This window comes from Promicromonospora vindobonensis (assembly GCF_042685865.1).
Classification (GTDB): Bacteria; Actinomycetota; Actinomycetes; order Actinomycetales; family Cellulomonadaceae; genus Promicromonospora; species Promicromonospora vindobonensis.
Genome location: NZ_JBHUOG010000001.1, coordinates 1,524,267 through 1,539,655, shown reverse-complemented (window position 1 = coordinate 1,539,655; position 15,389 = coordinate 1,524,267). Strand labels below are relative to the sequence as shown.

At 71.6% G+C, this 15,389-nt stretch carries 11 protein-coding genes; 4 read left to right on the top strand and 7 right to left on the bottom strand.

The genetic code is table 11. The features are described from left to right. Nucleotides 1-4 precede the first annotated feature (4 nt). From ACFS27_RS06955 to ACFS27_RS06935, 5 genes are all read right to left on the bottom strand, one after another. Nucleotides 5-922, bottom strand: a complete 918-nt coding sequence (locus tag ACFS27_RS06955) for a carbohydrate ABC transporter permease (RefSeq protein ID WP_377181319.1) — start codon at nucleotides 920-922, stop codon at nucleotides 5-7. Beyond that, nucleotides 919-1,947 carry a carbohydrate ABC transporter permease gene (locus ACFS27_RS06950; RefSeq protein ID WP_377181317.1) on the bottom strand — a complete coding sequence of 343 codons (1,029 nt, stop codon included), beginning with the start codon at nucleotides 1,945-1,947 and terminating at the stop codon, nucleotides 919-921. Before ACFS27_RS06950 ends, ACFS27_RS06955 begins: the two co-directional genes overlap by 4 nt. A 219-nt stretch (nucleotides 1,948-2,166) precedes the next feature. Continuing rightward, entirely contained in the window at nucleotides 2,167-3,492 is a 1,326-nt protein-coding gene (locus ACFS27_RS06945) for an ABC transporter substrate-binding protein (protein WP_377181315.1), read from the bottom strand. Nucleotides 3,493-3,683: 191 nt separating this feature from the next. Continuing rightward, the gene (locus ACFS27_RS06940) at nucleotides 3,684-5,027 is read right to left on the bottom strand and encodes an ABC transporter substrate-binding protein (protein ID WP_377181313.1); all 1,344 of its coding nucleotides are present in this window, start codon (nucleotides 5,025-5,027) and stop codon (nucleotides 3,684-3,686) included. Nucleotides 5,028-5,304: 277 nt separating this feature from the next. Continuing rightward, the gene (locus ACFS27_RS06935) at nucleotides 5,305-5,829 is read right to left on the bottom strand and encodes a DUF2505 domain-containing protein (RefSeq protein WP_377181311.1); all 525 of its coding nucleotides are present in this window, start codon (nucleotides 5,827-5,829) and stop codon (nucleotides 5,305-5,307) included. A 160-nt stretch (nucleotides 5,830-5,989) separates the two neighbouring features. On the opposite strand from ACFS27_RS06935, the gene ACFS27_RS06930 reads away from it, so the two are divergent. Further along, nucleotides 5,990-7,471, top strand: a complete 1,482-nt coding sequence (locus ACFS27_RS06930) for a sensor histidine kinase (protein WP_377183633.1) — start codon at nucleotides 5,990-5,992, stop codon at nucleotides 7,469-7,471. Between the two features lie 143 nt (nucleotides 7,472-7,614). Here the strand turns inward: ACFS27_RS06930 and ACFS27_RS06925 are convergent, their stop codons facing one another. Beyond that, complete coding sequence (locus tag ACFS27_RS06925) at nucleotides 7,615-7,863, bottom strand: WhiB family transcriptional regulator (RefSeq protein ID WP_026365970.1); 249 nt, start codon at nucleotides 7,861-7,863, stop codon at nucleotides 7,615-7,617. A gap of 540 nt (nucleotides 7,864-8,403) precedes the next feature. Here ACFS27_RS06925 and ACFS27_RS06920 point away from each other — a divergent pair. After that, nucleotides 8,404-8,574: a hypothetical protein gene (locus tag ACFS27_RS06920; RefSeq protein WP_377181308.1), complete on the top strand. Its 171-nt coding sequence runs from the start codon at nucleotides 8,404-8,406 to the stop codon at nucleotides 8,572-8,574. Here ACFS27_RS06920 and ACFS27_RS06915 read toward each other — a convergent pair. Continuing rightward, complete coding sequence (locus tag ACFS27_RS06915; RefSeq protein ID WP_377181305.1) at nucleotides 8,537-11,581, bottom strand: FtsK/SpoIIIE domain-containing protein; 3,045 nt, start codon at nucleotides 11,579-11,581, stop codon at nucleotides 8,537-8,539. The two genes, ACFS27_RS06920 and ACFS27_RS06915, sit on opposite strands and share 38 nt — an antisense overlap. 368 nt (nucleotides 11,582-11,949) lie before the next feature. On the opposite strand from ACFS27_RS06915, the gene ACFS27_RS06910 reads away from it, so the two are divergent. After that, nucleotides 11,950-12,771 (top strand): ABC transporter ATP-binding protein, encoded by an 822-nt coding sequence (locus ACFS27_RS06910; RefSeq protein ID WP_377181303.1) that lies wholly within the window; start codon nucleotides 11,950-11,952, stop codon nucleotides 12,769-12,771. Then, complete coding sequence (locus ACFS27_RS06905; RefSeq protein ID WP_377181301.1) at nucleotides 12,771-15,383, top strand: FtsX-like permease family protein; 2,613 nt, start codon at nucleotides 12,771-12,773, stop codon at nucleotides 15,381-15,383. The genes ACFS27_RS06910 and ACFS27_RS06905 overlap by 1 nt, the downstream gene beginning before the upstream one ends. Nucleotides 15,384-15,389 lie beyond the last annotated feature (6 nt).

Here is a 15,389-nt window from a genome sequence, read left to right as displayed (position 1 = left end):
TGAGTCATCCCTTGACAGCTCCCTGCATGATGCCTGCGACGAGCTGCTTGCCGACGAAGGCGAAGATCACCAGGAGCGGGAGCGTCACGAGGAACACACCGCCCATGACCAACGAGTAGTCCACGAAGTAGTTCGACTGCAACGACTTTACGACGAGTGGCAGCGTCGGATTCTCTGAGTTGAGCACGATCGACGGCCAGAAGTAGTTGGTCCACTGCTGGACGAACGTGAACAGGCCGAGCATCGCCGCCGCCGGGCGCGCTGCGGGCAGAGCGATGGACCAGAACGTGCGGATCATCGACGCACCGTCCACGCGGGCGGCCTCGATCAGCTCGTACGGCAGCGCCTCGGCGAGGTACTGCGTCATCCAGAACACACCGAAGGCGGCGACGAGGGACGGCACGATGACGGCCTCGAGCTTGCCGATCCAGCCGAGGTCGGACATGAGGATGTACAGCGGGATGACGCCGAGCTGGGTGGGCACGGCCATGGTCGCGATGACGAACACGAGCAGGGGACCGCGGCCGCGGAAGCGCAGCTTCGCGAACGAGTACCCGGCCAGGGTGGAGAACAGCACGACCGACACCGAGACGACGATCGCGATGATCAGCGAGTTGACCAGCGCGAGCCAGAAGTTGATCTGGGTGGCCTCGATGACCGTGCGGAACTGGTTGAACAGCGACAGGTCCGGCAGCCACTGCGGCACTGCGTTCTGCGAGATCGACACGGGGTCGGACGAACCGAGCAGCAGCGTGAAGTACAGCGGGAAGACCGAGATCAGGAGCGTGATCCCGAGCAGCGCGTAGACGATCCAGCCGGCGCGGCGGGTGCCTGCCCCGTAGGACCTCCGTGCCCGACGGCGGACGGCCGCCTTGGCAGCACCCGCGCCAGCGGTCTGGGCGGTGACGGCGACGGAGCTCATGCGTTCCCCCTGCTCTTGGTGACGGTGGTGCTCTTGCGCCTGGGTTTCTTGGCGGGACCCGCCGACGAGATCCGCTGGGTGACCATGAAGTTCACCAGGCCGATCACGACGATCAGGAGGAACAGCAGCCACGCGACGGCGGAGGCCCTGCCGAGGCTGTGCTGGTTGCCCCAGGCGGTGTCGTAGAGGAACACGACGGTGGTCATCCAGTTGCGGTCCGGTCCGCCGAGGCCGATCGGGTCGAACAGGCGCACCTCGTCGAAGATCTGGAGCCCGCCGATGGTGGAGGTGATGACGACGAAGATGATGGTGGCGCGGATCTGCGGCACGGTGATGGCGAAGAACTGGCGCACGCGTCCGGCGCCGTCGATCACGGCGGCCTCGTAGAGGTCGCGCGGCACGGCCTGCATCGCGGCGAGGAAGATCAGGGCGTTGTAGCCCATCCAGCGGTAGTTGACCATCGTGGCGATGGCGACGTGGCTGGCGATCCGGTCCCCGTGCCACGCGATCGAGTCCAGCCCGATCGCATTGAGCGCGGTGTTGATGAGGCCGTACTGGTCGGCGAACAGGCGGCCGAAGATGATCGACACGGCCACGGGCGCGACGACGTAGGGGATCAGGACGCCCATGCGCCAGAAGGTCGCCGCGCGGAGGTTCTGGTCCAGCAGGGCGGCGATGGTGATCGCGATCATCACCTGCGGCACCGAGGAGAACACGAAGATCGACAGCGTGTTGACCAGGGACTTCCAGAACGTCGGGTGGTTCAGGACGTCCGCGAAGTTCTGCAGGCCGACGAACTCGCCCTGCCCGCCGAGGAGGCTCCACTCGTGCACCGACACGAAGGCGGTGTAGGCGAGGGGGAACAGGCCGGTCACCGCGAACAGGATGAAGAACGGCGAGATGTACAGGTACGGGGAGAGCTTCACGTCCCAGCGGCCCAACCGCTGGGAGAAGCCGAGTCTGCGCGACTCGCGCTGGGACGCACCGGAGCCCGGTGCCGATCGTTGAGGTGTCAGGACAGCCATTTCATCTTCCGCCGCGTCATCGTCGGTGCAGGTCACTTGTCGGGCGCACCCGGAGGTGCTCACGCATGATCCGGTGGTCGGGCTCGTCGGGACAGGGTCCCGACGAGCCCGACCACCGGATCACGTCAGCCGTCGCCCAGGCTCAGCTCATCTCGGCTGAGCCTGGGCTCCGCTTCGGCCTCAGGCCCAGCTCGTCTCGGCTGAGCCTGCGCCTCCGGCTCAGCCGAGGGCCGCGGCCTTCTCGACGGCCTCGGTCCAGGACTTCTCGGCATCCTGCGACTTCGAGATGTCGACGCGGTTGAGCGCGTTGGTGACCTCGTCACGGATGGCGAAGTAGTTGGCGCCCTTGTACGGGGCACCGTCGATGTTCTGGGCGCGGGTGGAGAAGATCTCGCCCACCGGTGCGTCGTTGAAGAACGGGTTGGTGAAGCTCTGGACGGCCTCGGAGTCCTGCGCCTCGAGCTGCGACGGGAACGTGCCCGCAGACTCGAACGCCTTGGTCTGCTGCGCGGGGTCGGTCAGCCACGCGGCGAGCTCCTTGGCAGCCTCGGCGTTCTCGCCCGAGGCGGGGACGGTCAGGAACGAACCGCCCCAGTTGCCACCGCCACCGGGGAAGACGTCAGCGACGTCCCAGCCCTCGATGCCACCGGAGCGCTCCTCGATCGGGCCGGTCATCCAGGCCGGGCAGAGCATCGTCGCGAAGGCGTCGTTCTGGAACCCAGCGTCCCAGTCTCCGCCCCACTGCTCCAGGCCGGCGGACAGGTCGTCCTCGACGGACGCGGTGATCTCGTCGTAGATGCCCTTGACCTCGGTGTTGTCACCGAGCACCTTCGGCTCACCCGTCTCCGGGTCCTCGAATGCGGCGGGCAGCTGGTTGACCATGCCCTGGAAGGTGCCGGCGGCGCTGTCGTACCAGGCTGCGTCGGACTCCTTCACGAACTCGCGGCCCGCGGCGAAGTAGTCCTCCCACGTGGCGCTCTCGCCACCGAGGAGCTCGGCGACCTCTTCGCGGTCGGTCGGCAGGCCGGCCTCCTCGAACAGGTCGGAGCGGTAGCAGATGGCCTCGGGGCCGATGTCGGTGCCGTAGCCGATGACCTTGCCCTCGGGCGTCGTGGCCTGCTGGACCTTCCAGTCCACCCAGCGACCGTCGAGCGCGGGGTCGGCCAGGTCGGTGAACAGGTCGGGGTACTGCATGAGCTCAGGCAGCCAGTCGACCTCGATGGCCTCGATGTCGGCCAGGCCCTCGCCACCCGCGGCGAGCTTGGTCGTCATGTTGCTGCGGGCATCGTCGGTCGTGGCGGCCGTGATGTGCTCGACGGTGACGTTCGGGTGCTCCTCCGTGTACTCGGCGAGCATCTCCTCCGTGTAACCGAAGTCGTTGAACGTCGCGACCTTCAGCGTGATCGGGCCGTCCTCTTCGGCTTCGCCTTCGGATCCTTCTGCGGCACCGCAGGCGGTCAGGGCGAGAGCGACGGCGGCGGCGCCGGCGGTCGCCTGGAGGGTGCGGGCGGCGGTGCGCCGCGTGGGTCGGGTACTGCTCAGCACTGGGGACTCCCTTGTCGTGCGGTCTGGGGCATGCGGTCAAGCTGTGGTGGTCGCCCGACGTGCGAGCACGTCGGCGTACCTGCGCTGGAAGCGCTCCCATCACTACAGTGTGGTAGCGCTTCCACGGACACTGATCGTTGCGTCAGCCACTGTCCCGTGTCAAGGGGAGGCCTGGGCGAAGACCGCGTCTCTCATTCCTTCACCCGGAAGTCCCCAACGGTCTGCACAGCCTGGTTCCAGGCGATCTCCGGGCCGCTGCTGCCGGTGTCGACCGCGGTGAGGGCGTTGTTCACCTCGTCGCGGATGGCGAAGTAGTACGGGCCCTTGTACGGCGCGCCGTCGATGGACTGCGACCGGTCGGTGAAGATCTTGCCCACCGGGGCGTTGTTGAAGAACGGGTTGGTGTAGCCCTGGACGGCCTCGGAGTCCTGCGCCTTGAGCTGCGACGGGAACGCACCCGCCTCGGTGAAGGCCTGCGTCTGCTGCTCGGGGGCGGTGAGCCACGCGGCGAGGTCCTTCGCCTCCTCGGTGTAGGCGCCCGCTGACGGGACCGCCAGGAACGAGCCGCCCCAGTTGCCGCCGCCACCGGGGAAGACGTTGGCGACGTCCCAGCCCTGCACGCCCTCGGAGTAGGACTCGATCGGGCCCATCATCCAGCCTGGGCAGAGCATCGTCGCGAACTTGTTCTCCTGGAATCCGGCGACCCACTCGGGGGTCCACTGCACGAGGCCGGCCGAGAGCTCGTCGCCGATCGCCGCGGTGATCTCGTTGTAGACCGAGCGGACCTCGTTGTTGGTCGAGAGGTCGGTCGGCTTCTGTGTCGCCGGGTCCTCGAACGCGGCAGGCAGCTGGTTGATCATGCCCTGGAACGTGCCGGTGGCGCCGTCGAACCACGCGACGTCGGACTGCTCGGCGAACAGGCGACCCACCTCGAAGTAGCGCTCCCAGGTGGCGTCCTTGCCGCCGAGCAGCTTCGCGACCTCCCCGCGCTCGGTCGGCAGGCCGGCGGCCTCGAACAGGTCGGCGCGGTAGCAGATGGCCTCGGGGCCGATGTCGGTGCCGTAGCCGAGGAGCGTGCCGTCGGGCGTGGTGGCCTGCGCCACCTTCCAGTCCACCCAGCGCTTGGTGACCTCCGGGTCCGTCAGGTCCTCGAACAGCTCGGAGTGCTGCATCAGCTCCGGCATCCAGTCGACCTCTGCCGCCACGACGTCCGCGAGCTCGGCGCCGTCACCCGTGGTGAACGCCTTGAGCATCTGCAGACGAGCCTCGTCCGAGGTCGGCGCCACGATGTGCTCCACCGTGACGTTCGGGTGCTCCTTCGTGTACGCCGCGAGCAGCTCGTCGGTGTACCCGAAGTCGTTGAACGTCGACACGGTGAGCGTGATCGGCGCGTCGTCGTCCTCTGCGCCCGCCGGGCTCTGCCCCAGGAGCGAGCCGCAGGCGGTGAGTGGCAGGACGGCGACCGTCAGCGCGGCAAGGGCCGCGCGTCGGGGGGCGACGGTCCGGCTTCGGACCGGTCCGTGTTTGCTGGGCACTGGGACTCCTCGTGATCGGGGCGCGTGTGTCGGGGCTGAAAGCGATATCAGAGCACAAAGTTGCCCACATCCGACACGAATGTTCGCTCAGGTTCTAGCACTCGCCAGGCAAAACGGGCTGAGGCTGAACGAACCGCAGGTTGCAATTGGGAAACTATGTCCGAAATGACGAGGTTCCGCCAGGTCCGGGGAAGGGTTTCGTCAGGGGGTGGTCCGGCAGCGGTGCTCGACGCGGCCGACAGCGGGCGCCCCGAGGGAACGTCCGGAGCGGGCCGGCTCAGGCCGTACCCGTGCGCTTGCCCGCGAGCCAGTCCCGGCCTGCCTCCGCCTCGGTCTCCAGGGTCGTGCGTACCGCGCCGACCGCCGCCTCCTCGATCACCGCGCCGAACAACGGCACGGTCGCTCGCACGTCACCCGCATAGGTGAGCCGCGTCCCGCCGTCGGGCAGAGCGGTCATCGCGGCCGTGGCGGTGACGCGCACCGGTGCTCCCATGATCTCGACGGCCACCGTTCCGGTGCGCCGGCCCTCGGCCGCCGCCTCCCAGGCCTCGGCCTGGCGGATCTCGAGGTGTGCGCCGACGAACGGGCGCGCCTGCACGGGGATGATGTCGGTCGGGAGGGTGCGCCGGACCACCACGGTGAAGCCGGTCGCAGCGCTGCCGGTGACGTCGGCCTGCTCGACCGCGCCGTTCACGGACCCGGTGGAACGCTGGGCGCGCCATCGCACGAACGACTCGTCGGCGAGCATCGCGGAGACGTCGTCGATGTTCGCGGGGAACGTCAGGTCCACTGTCAGGTGCACGGGCTTTCCTCCTCGCGCCGACGGAGCATGCCGGTGGTGGAACTCTAACCGACGCGTTGCGCGCGGCCGATACGTGCGTGCGGCGTCTCCGCCGGGGGTACGCGATGCGCCCGCAACGGGCCATGGGCGGTTCCGGCATAGGCTGGGGCGCGTGTCTGCGATGAGTGACCTGATCCTTGAGCACGCCGACCTCGAGCCGGCCGATGTGGAGTGGCTGCATCTTCTGGTCGGTGACTGGCAGGTGGTATCGGACCTGGCGTTCGCGGACCTGGTGCTGTGGTTGCCCACCGACGACGGCCGGTTCGTCGCCATCGCGCAGTGTCGTCCCTCGACGGGGGCGACGGTGCACTACGACGACATAGTCGGCTCGTTCGCACCCGAGGGGCAGCGGCCGCAGCTCGCCAAGGCGATGGCGGAGGCCAAGGCGCAGCGCGCAAGGGAGCCGCGCTGGTTCGGCGCGTACGCGGTGCGGGAGGAGGCGATCCCCGTGGTCCACAAGGACACGGCGGTCGCCGTGATCGCTCGGCAGACCAATCTCGGGTCGGGGCGCACGCCGTCGCGGCTGGAGCTGAACTACGTCGAGGCCGCCGACGACCTCGTGGCGATGATCCCGCGGGGTGAGTTCCCCCTGCCGAACGCCGCGACGGGCTCACGGCGTGGCGCCCCGCGCGTCGGCGACGGGCTCATCCGCCTCAACTCGGAGGGCGAGGTGCTGTACGCGAGCCCGAACGCCCTGTCGTGCTTCCACCGGCTCGGCGTGATCGGCCCGCTCGTGGGGCAGTCGCTCGTCGAGGTGACCGCGGAGATGGTCGAACAGCTCAAGCCGGTCGACGAGTCGCTGCCGCTCGTGGTGATGGGCCGCGCGCCCTGGCGTACCGACATCGAGGCGCACGGGGTGTCGCTGTCGCTGCGCGCGATGCCGCTGACCGACCGCGGCCAGCGCATCGGCGCCGTGCTCCTGTGCCGCGACGTGTCGGAGCTGCGCCGGCGCGAGCGCGAGCTCATCACCAAGGACGCGACGATCCGCGAGATCCACCACCGCGTGAAGAACAACCTGCAGACCGTGGCGGCGCTGCTGCGGCTGCAGGCTCGACGGATGGACGTGCCGGCCGCGAAGGAGGCGCTCGAGGAGGCCATGCGGCGGGTCTCGACCATAGCTCTCGTGCACGAGAGCCTCTCGCAGACCCTGGACGAGCAGGTCGAGCTCGACGACATGGTGGGCAGGGCGCTGCGCCTCACGGCCGACGTCGCCTCAGCGGGTACCTCGGTCCGGACGGTACGCACGGGCTCGTTCGGCATGGTGCCGGCGCAGGACGCGACGCCGCTCGCCCTCGTGCTCACCGAGCTGGTCACCAACGCGGTGGAGCACGGGTTCGTCGGGCGCGCGGTGGGCACCATCGAGATCGGCGTGGAGCGGCAGCAGTCGGACCTGCGGGTGGTGGTGGCCGACGACGGCGTGGGCCTGCCCGAGAACGGCGGCGCCGGCGGGCGGGGGCCCGGCAGCGGTCTCGGCACGCAGATCGTGCGGACGCTCGTCACCAACGAGCTCGGGGGAACCATCGAATGGTCGACCCGCGAGGGTGGAGGCACCCAGGTGGAACTGCAGCTGGTGCTGCGGGTGGCGGACTCGGCGCGGTCCTGAGCCGGCTGCCCTGAAGGCCCATTGCCGGTATTCGGGCACGTTACCGGGGTGCACCGGTGCGTGGCCGGAAAGAATGACGCGAGCCGCGCCTGGGCGAAGGGGGAGTGCTCAGGCGCGGCTCGCGGAGAAGGGTGGTGCTGAGGTCAGCCCGCGCGACGAGCGCGCGCAGTGCGGCGCTTGAGCGCACGGCGCTCGTCCTCGCTCATACCGCCCCAGACGCCGGCGTCCTGGCCGGACTCGATAGCCCACTTGAGGCAGGTATCGACGACGTCGCAGCGACGGCACACTGCCTTGGCCTCTTCGATCTGCAGCAGGGCGGGGCCCGTGTTGCCGATCGGGAAAAACAGCTCGGGATCCTCTTCGAGGCATGCTGCGCGGTGGCGCCAGTCCATGGTCACGTACTCCTTGGAAGGAACTACCCGCCGTCCGGCTCGCCAGGTGGGAGCATCGTCGTCGTGCGTCTGGGGCGCACAGGTCTGGTTATGGATCGTTTTTCCGATCCCTGTGCGCCAGGCGGCGACCGACGGGGGTTTGTTCGGGGGTGTGGTGGATTGCTGCGTCTAGGTTCACACGCTCGTGAACACTCGCACAAGGGGTTACGGGCAAGTTTCTGCACAGTGAACCCTGAGGTATCCGTCACACTATTGTGAATAGGCCTCTCACCAGTATCCTAGTCCGTCGTGCCAGTACTGGAAGCCTTTTTCGCGCGCCGTGTCCCGGCGTTTCTTCGTGCCCTCGTGATCGGCGTCCTGGTCGAGGTGATCGGACTCGTTGCTTTCGCCGTGGTGTTACTTGGCGAACTCCTTACGGGCGGTTCCTCATCGGTCGGGGTGAGCCTCTTTCTGGTTCTCTTCCTCCTGGGAGTCGCCTGGGTTCTCGTGGTGTCCGGTCGAGCACTTCTGGCCGGCCGTCGTTCGGGTCGCGGACCCATCGTGACCTGGCAGCTCTTTCAGATCATCGGGTCCGTCGCGGCGATCGGCAGCGGCACGGGGATCGCCGTGGCGGGCGGCTGGGCGGCCCTCGTGATCGCGGTCGCCGTCGGCGCCCTGCTCATGACGCCCTCGGTCACCGCGGCGACGTCGGGGACCGGCTCCGAGGACTGAGCTCGGGCTCCAGGACCTGGCAGAGCACCGGATCACCCCTGCCGCACCACGCGGCCCGGCCCGGCGGGCCACCCGAACCGGCGAGCGCGACCGGCGCCCCGAGCACGACGTCGGCAGCACGGTCGGTGCCGAGCAGCACCAGGCGGGGCCCGACCCGCGACGCCAGGCCGCCCATCGACGGGGCGTCGGCCGAGAGCGCGAACGCGACCGCAGACCGCAGCGCGGCGGGCGGCACGGTTACGCGGACCTCCTCGGCACCGTCGACGAGCACCAGCGTGCGGACCTCGCCGGCGTGCCCGGCCCAGCGCCCGGCGCCGGTGTCCGCTGCGGTGTCCGACCCGGTGCTCTGCCGGTCGGTCGCACCGACGTCGGCGAGCAGCCGGCCCACCGCCTCGGTGTCGTCCGGGCGGACCGTCCCGCCGTAGCAGGGGTGGTGGGCCAGTGGCGCCAGCGCAGCGGGGTCGCGGGTGATCCCGTGCACCGCCCAGCCGAGCCGCAACGCGGCCAGCGCGAGGGTGACCAGCGCGGTGGTGCGCCCGGAACGAGCCCGTCCGACGACCGCGAGGTGACCATCTCCCGGGTCCCACGTGACGGTCGTGCGGCGCTGCCGCTCCGGGTCGTCGCCGAGGGCGAGGACGAGCCCGGCGCGGTCCCGCCGGGTGGCGGGTGGCAGGTCCGCGACGCCGGCCCGTCGGGGGAGCTGCGGTAGCCACGGTGGAGCACCCGGTACGTGTCCCAGCGCGGCCGCCGCGCGACGGGCCGCATCGACGACGAGCGTGGCGACGTCGGGCAGCCCAGGATCTGGCGGACCGCCCGACGAACCCGCACGGGGACCGGGCGTGGTGCCGGCCACCGTCGGCTCGCCGCCGGGGGTGCCGGCGCCGCCGGGGTGCGCGGGGCCGGCGGGCGCGCGGCGCACGAGGGGCATCTCGGCCTCGGGCGGCGCCGTGGCATGCGCGCACTGCAGCGGCACCGGCGGCGCCGAGCCCAGGCGCAGCACCGCCCTGCCCGGCGACGTGAGCGGGATGCGGGCGGCCGCGGGGTCGTCGAGCACGTCGCGCGACTCCAACGGGTCGGTGACGCGCAGCGCGAGGCGCGCGCTGACGTTCGCCCGCAGGTCCGGCCCGACGGCTCCACCGGGGCGCTGCGTGGCGAGCACGAGGTGCACGCCGAGCGACCGCCCCTGTGCCGCGACCCGGAGCAGGGCGGGCAGGAACTCGGGCAGGTCGTCGGCCAGGGCACGGAACTCGTCGATCACCACCACGAGCCGGGGCAGCGTTCCGGGAGGCAGCAGGGCGACGTCGGGCACGGCATGGGCGGCGAGGACCCGTTCGCGACGGCGCAGCTCCGCTCGCAGCCCTGCGAGCGCTCGCGCGGCTAGCCCGGGCTCGAGGTCGGTGACCTGGCCCACCACGTGCGGCAGGCGGGGGCAGACGCCGAGGCTCGCGCCGCCCTTGAAGTCCACCAGCACCAGGGCCAGGTCGGCGGGGGACCGGGTCAGCGCGAGCCCGAGCACGAGCGTCTGCAGCAGCTCCGACTTGCCCGACCCGGTGGTGCCCGCGACGAGCAGGTGCGGCCCGTCGCGGACCAGGTCGAGGCACACGGGCGCGCCGTCGGCTCCGACGCCGAGCGGCACCGCCCAGCCGGCGGAGCGCGACCAGCGCCCTGCGAGCGCCCCTGGCACCGGTACCTCGGTGAAGCCGTGCGCCCTGGTCAGGGGGACGACGGCCGGGAGCTGGGCGCCGCGCTCGTCCCCGGTGGCGGTCCGGCCGAGCCCGGCGGCGCCGGCGAGCAGGCGGGCCAGGTGCTCCGCCCACTCGGCGGAGACACCGACGAGGGGCACGGTGCGCGCCGTTCCGTCGGGGCCCGTGATCCGGACCCGACGGGCGTCCAGGACGCGCGCGACCGCGCGGCACCCGGCCGGGACCGCGCCGACGGACACCACGAGGTCGGCGGCGTGCGGGCCGGCGTGCCCTGGGCCCGCCGTTCGGTCCAGCACCAGGACGAGCGGACCGCCCCCGGGCAGCCAGCGCACCCAGGACCAGCCCGGTGTGTCACGGCCGACCCGCACCTCCGCGCCGCGTGCCGCGCGCCCGGCGACGAGCGCACGGGCGACCGAGCGGGCGAGGCCGGCCGGCCCGAGCACGGCGACGGAGCCATCGTGCAGCAGCTGCTCCCAGGGGTCGTCGCGAGGTGCGGTCAGGAGGCACACCTCCGCGCCGGGGGCGGCGCGCGAGGCGCCAGGCGAGCCGGGGGAACGCGTGGCGGCATGGGCCTCCTGCGCCGCCGCCCAGGCGCCCGGCGAGACGTGGAGCGCTGCATGCGCGAAGGCCAGCAGGCTGCCGGGCCCCGATAGCCCGCGCGACCGGACCTGTGCGGGCCCGTCGGCCGTCGCCCGCTGCCGGGCAGCGCGGAGTTGTGGCAGCGCCACAACCAGGCCTACCAGCGCAAACACCGCCAGGAGCGGCTGGCGAAGCGTTGCGGCGAGGGCGAGCGATGCGGCAGCGGGGAGCAGGGTGAGCGTCCAGGGAACAACGCCGCCGTGCGGGGTGGCGGGAGGGGGTGCGAGCCACGCCGCTGGGCCGCGTGTCCTGCGGACCGTGAGCCGTCCGCCCTGCCGCAGCCGAGTCCAGGTCCTGAGTGCGGCCAGGGGCCCGTCGGCACCGATCACGGCCCCGGCGTCGGGCCCGGTGACCCGGGCGACGAGCCAGGGCATGGTGGCGGCGGACCGGAGCCCAGGGCCCGGTGCGGGCTCGGCCACCGGCCGGCCCGGCCGCCGCACCCGGAGGACGGCGCCGGGCAGCAGGGGGCGCTCGCCGGCCACCCGGTCGTCGGTCACGGGCGCGCCGTCGACGGTGAGCGTGGCGTACCGGAGCTCCGGGCGCCGGGTGAGCGTCGCGAGCGGCGCGCGCAGGTCGGCCAGCCGGGTGCCCGGGCGGAGGAGCAGGTCCTCGCCGGGGTGCAGGGTCACGCGCACTGCGCCGTCGGACGACGGGGGTCGGGTCATGCACCCAGCCTCGTCGTGCACGGGCAGGGTCAGGGTCTCGCGGCGAGGTCCCTGTGCACGATCGCAGCGTCCACAGGCCCGGCGTCGTGCTCCGCGTGGCACGACCCCTGAGGGTGTGCCCCTACTCGGGGCGCCCGGACGTACGACCAGGGGATGACACCGTCCGGAAAGGATCAGGCTGACACCCGATGTCCAGACGGCATCCCGCTCCGTAGGTTCGTCTCTGCCGGCCGTACCGGGTCACACCCGGGAACGCCGGACCACTTCCGGCGGCGTCGGCGAACCTTCGCCGACGCCGCCCGGTGCGAGCCGCCGCCGGTGGCTCGCCGGCAGGACTCAGCAGCAGCGACGACTCGAGGAGCAATCTCGTGGACACCACCGTGTACGTCCCGGCGGACCAGCCGGCCCCTGCGCCGGGCGGCGCCGCCCGCGCCGTACGGGCCCGTTCCCTGACGAAGACGTATGGCAAGGGTGAGGCCACCGTGCGGGCCCTGGACGGCGTGGACGTCGACTTCGAGCAGAGCCGCTTCACCGCGATCATGGGCCCCTCCGGATCCGGCAAGTCGACCCTGATGCACCTCCTGGCCGGCCTGGACTCCGCCACCAGCGGACAAGCCTTCCTCGGGACCACGGAGATCACCGGCCTGAACGACAAGGCCCTGACCCGGCTCCGCCGCGACCGCGTCGGGTTCGTGTTCCAGCAGTTCAACCTCCTGCCCATGTTCACGGCCGAGCAGAACATCACCCTGCCCGTCGAGCTCGCCGGCGGCACCGTCGACAAGGCCTGGCTGAACACCCTCGTGGAGACCCTCGGCCTCGGCGGCCGCCTGACCCACCGCCCCGGAGAGCTCTCCGGCGGACAGCAGCAGCGCGTCGCGATCGCCCGCGCCCTGATCGCCCAGCCCGACGTCGTGTTCGCCGACGAACCCACCGGCAACCTCGACTCCCGCTCCGGGGCCGAGGTCCTGTCCTTCCTGCGCCGCTCCGTCCGCGAGCTCGGCCGCACCATCATCATGGTCACCCACGACCCCTCCGCCGCCGCGTATGCCGACCGCGCCGTCCTGATCGCCGACGGCCGCATCGCCGGCGACATCAGCGACCCCACCCCCGAGTCCGCCATGGCCGGCCTCGACGCCCTCCGCACCCTCGAGCCCGAGGTCACGACGCGCCGGTCCGGGGCGGGTGCCTGATGGCCACCTCCATGCCTGCTGCGCGTCTCACGCTCGCGCAGATGCGCCGCAGCGCGGGTCGCCTCGCGTCGGCCGGCGTCGCCATCGCCATCGGTACGGCGTTCGTCGCGGCCACGCTGCTGACCGGAAGCCTGATCACCGACATCACGAACAACCAGGTCACTGCGACGTTCGCCGACGCGGAGCTGGTGGTCTTCGGCGACGAGTCGCTGACCCCCGCCGACCTCGAGGCGACCAGGGGGGTCGACGGTGTCGCCGCGGCGGACCCGCAGGTGCCCCAGTTCACCGAGCTCAACAACGCGGGGAAGTCGGTGTGGCAGCAGCTCATCGGCGTGGCGTCGGACGAGCGCCTCGCAGCGCTCGAGCTGACCGACGGTGCCTGGCCGGCGGCGAACGACGAGATCGCGCTCCCGCCGGATGTCGCGGAGCGTCTCGGGGTCGGGCTCGGCGACGTCGTCGCCTCGTCCCGGTGGGTCCTGGACGACGAGCCCACCACGTACGAGGACGGCAGCGAGGGCTACGACGGCGAGCAGGCCGTCGAGAAGCTGACCGTGACCGGGTTCGTGGACGACCCCTTCCGTGCCTACCCCGGGGGCGGGGCGGGGGTCCTGACGCAGTCCGCGATCGCTGAGCGGCTCGCCGACGGGACCGAGCCCGGCCGGCAGCCGACCACCAGCGCGATCATGGTCGCGCTCGAGGACTCGGCCGACGCAGCGGCGGTCGAGGCCGCCCTCACGGAGGCCGTCCCCGCGGCGAGCGACGTGACGGCCACCGAGGAGTACGCCACGAAGGTGGTGGCGCAGATGTCGGGCGGGACCGACGTCGTCTACCTCGTGTTCGTCCTTGCCTTCGCCGCCGTCGCCCTGGTCGTCGCGGGGCTCGTCATCGCGAACACGTTCCAGGTGCTCGTCGCACAGCGCTCCCGCACCCTGGCGCTCCTGCGCTGCGTCGGGGCCACCACCGGCCAGCTCTACCGCAGCGTGCTCCTCGAGGCAGCGATCCTCGGCGCCCTCGCCTCCCTCGCCGGGATCGTCGGTGGCACGGCACTGGTCCAGGCCGGGCTCATGATCGCGCCGGCCTTCGACCTCGAGGTGACGCTGCCGGAGACCGTCGACCTGAGCGCGCCGGTATTCATCGCACCGCTCGCCGTCGGCATCGTCGTGACCCTCGCGTCCGCCCTCGCCCCGGCGCTCTCCGCGGCCAGGGTGGCACCGCTTGCCGCGCTGCGGCCGGCCGACGCCCCGACCTTTGGCAAGGGCGCCGGACGCGTCCGCGCCGTGTTCGCCGCCCTCACCACCCTTGGTGGGTTCGCGGCGGTCGCCGTGGGCGTCTGGCTCGCGGTCCAGGGTGGCGGCGCCGATCCGACGCTCCCGATGGCGGCCGTGGTCGGCGGCGGCTGCCTCTCCCTGATCGGCGTCATCATCGGCTCGGTCTTCTGGCTGCCGAAGGTCACGTCGGGCATCGGCAGGCTCGCGGGCATGACGGGCCCGTCGGCCCGGCTCGCGACCGCGAACACCCTGCGCAACCCCCGGCGGACGGCGGCGACGGCGACCGCGCTCCTGATCGGCGTCACCCTCGTCGGCATGATGACGACCGGTGCCGCGACGGCACGCGCGACCATGGACAACGAGCTGGACTCGATGTACCCGGTCGACATCCAGGTCTCGACCACGACGTCCGACGACGACGGCCAGCAGGCCGCGATGCCGCCGGCCGTCGCCGACGCGGTGGCCGATGTCGAGGAGCTCCGAGCCGTCGCCCAGGTGACCGCGGCGAGCGTGGAGACGCCCGACGGGACTTGGCCGACGATCGACGTCGTCGCGGCGGCTCCTGACGAGCTGCGCGCCGTCGTGAACGATCCGGACGCGCTGGGCGACCTGCGACCCGGCACGCTCGTCGTCCCGGAGTCGCTCGCACAGAACCAGGAGGTCGACGGTCTCGACGAGATCGTGCTCGACGGGCCCGGCGGGACCACGACGCTCGACGTCGTGACGGGCGACCTGACGTACGGGACCGCGTTCATCGTGTCCCATGATCTCGCGGGCATCCACCCCGACCTGCGGCCCAACCAGCTCTGGGCAGGCGTCTCCGCCGGGCAGGACGTGGGGGCCGTGATCACGGCGGTGCAGGACGCGGTCTCGACGACGGACGAGGTCGTGAACGTCGGCGGCGCCGTCGCCGAACGGGAGAGCATCCAGCAGGTCATCGACATGATTCTGGCTCTCGTGGTCGGGCTGCTCGCCGTCGCGGTGGTGATCGCGCTGATCGGCGTGGCCAACACCCTTTCGCTGTCCGTCATCGAGCGGACCAGGGAGAGCGCGATGCTGCGGGCGATCGGGCTCTCCAAGGCGCAGCTGCGGACCATGCTCGCCATCGAGGGGATGCTCATCGCCGGGGTGGGCGCCGTGCTCGGCATCGTCCTCGGCCTGCTGTACGGCTGGGCCGGAGCGATCAGCGTCCTGACCTCCATCGGCGACGTGTCGCTCGTGGTCCCGTGGGCCGAGATCGCCGTGGTCCTCGGCATCGCGCTCGTGGCAGGTCTCGTCGCCTCCGTCGCACCGGCGCGGGCCGCCGTGCGCACCCACCCCGTGGCGGCGCTCGCCGCGGAGTAGTCGACG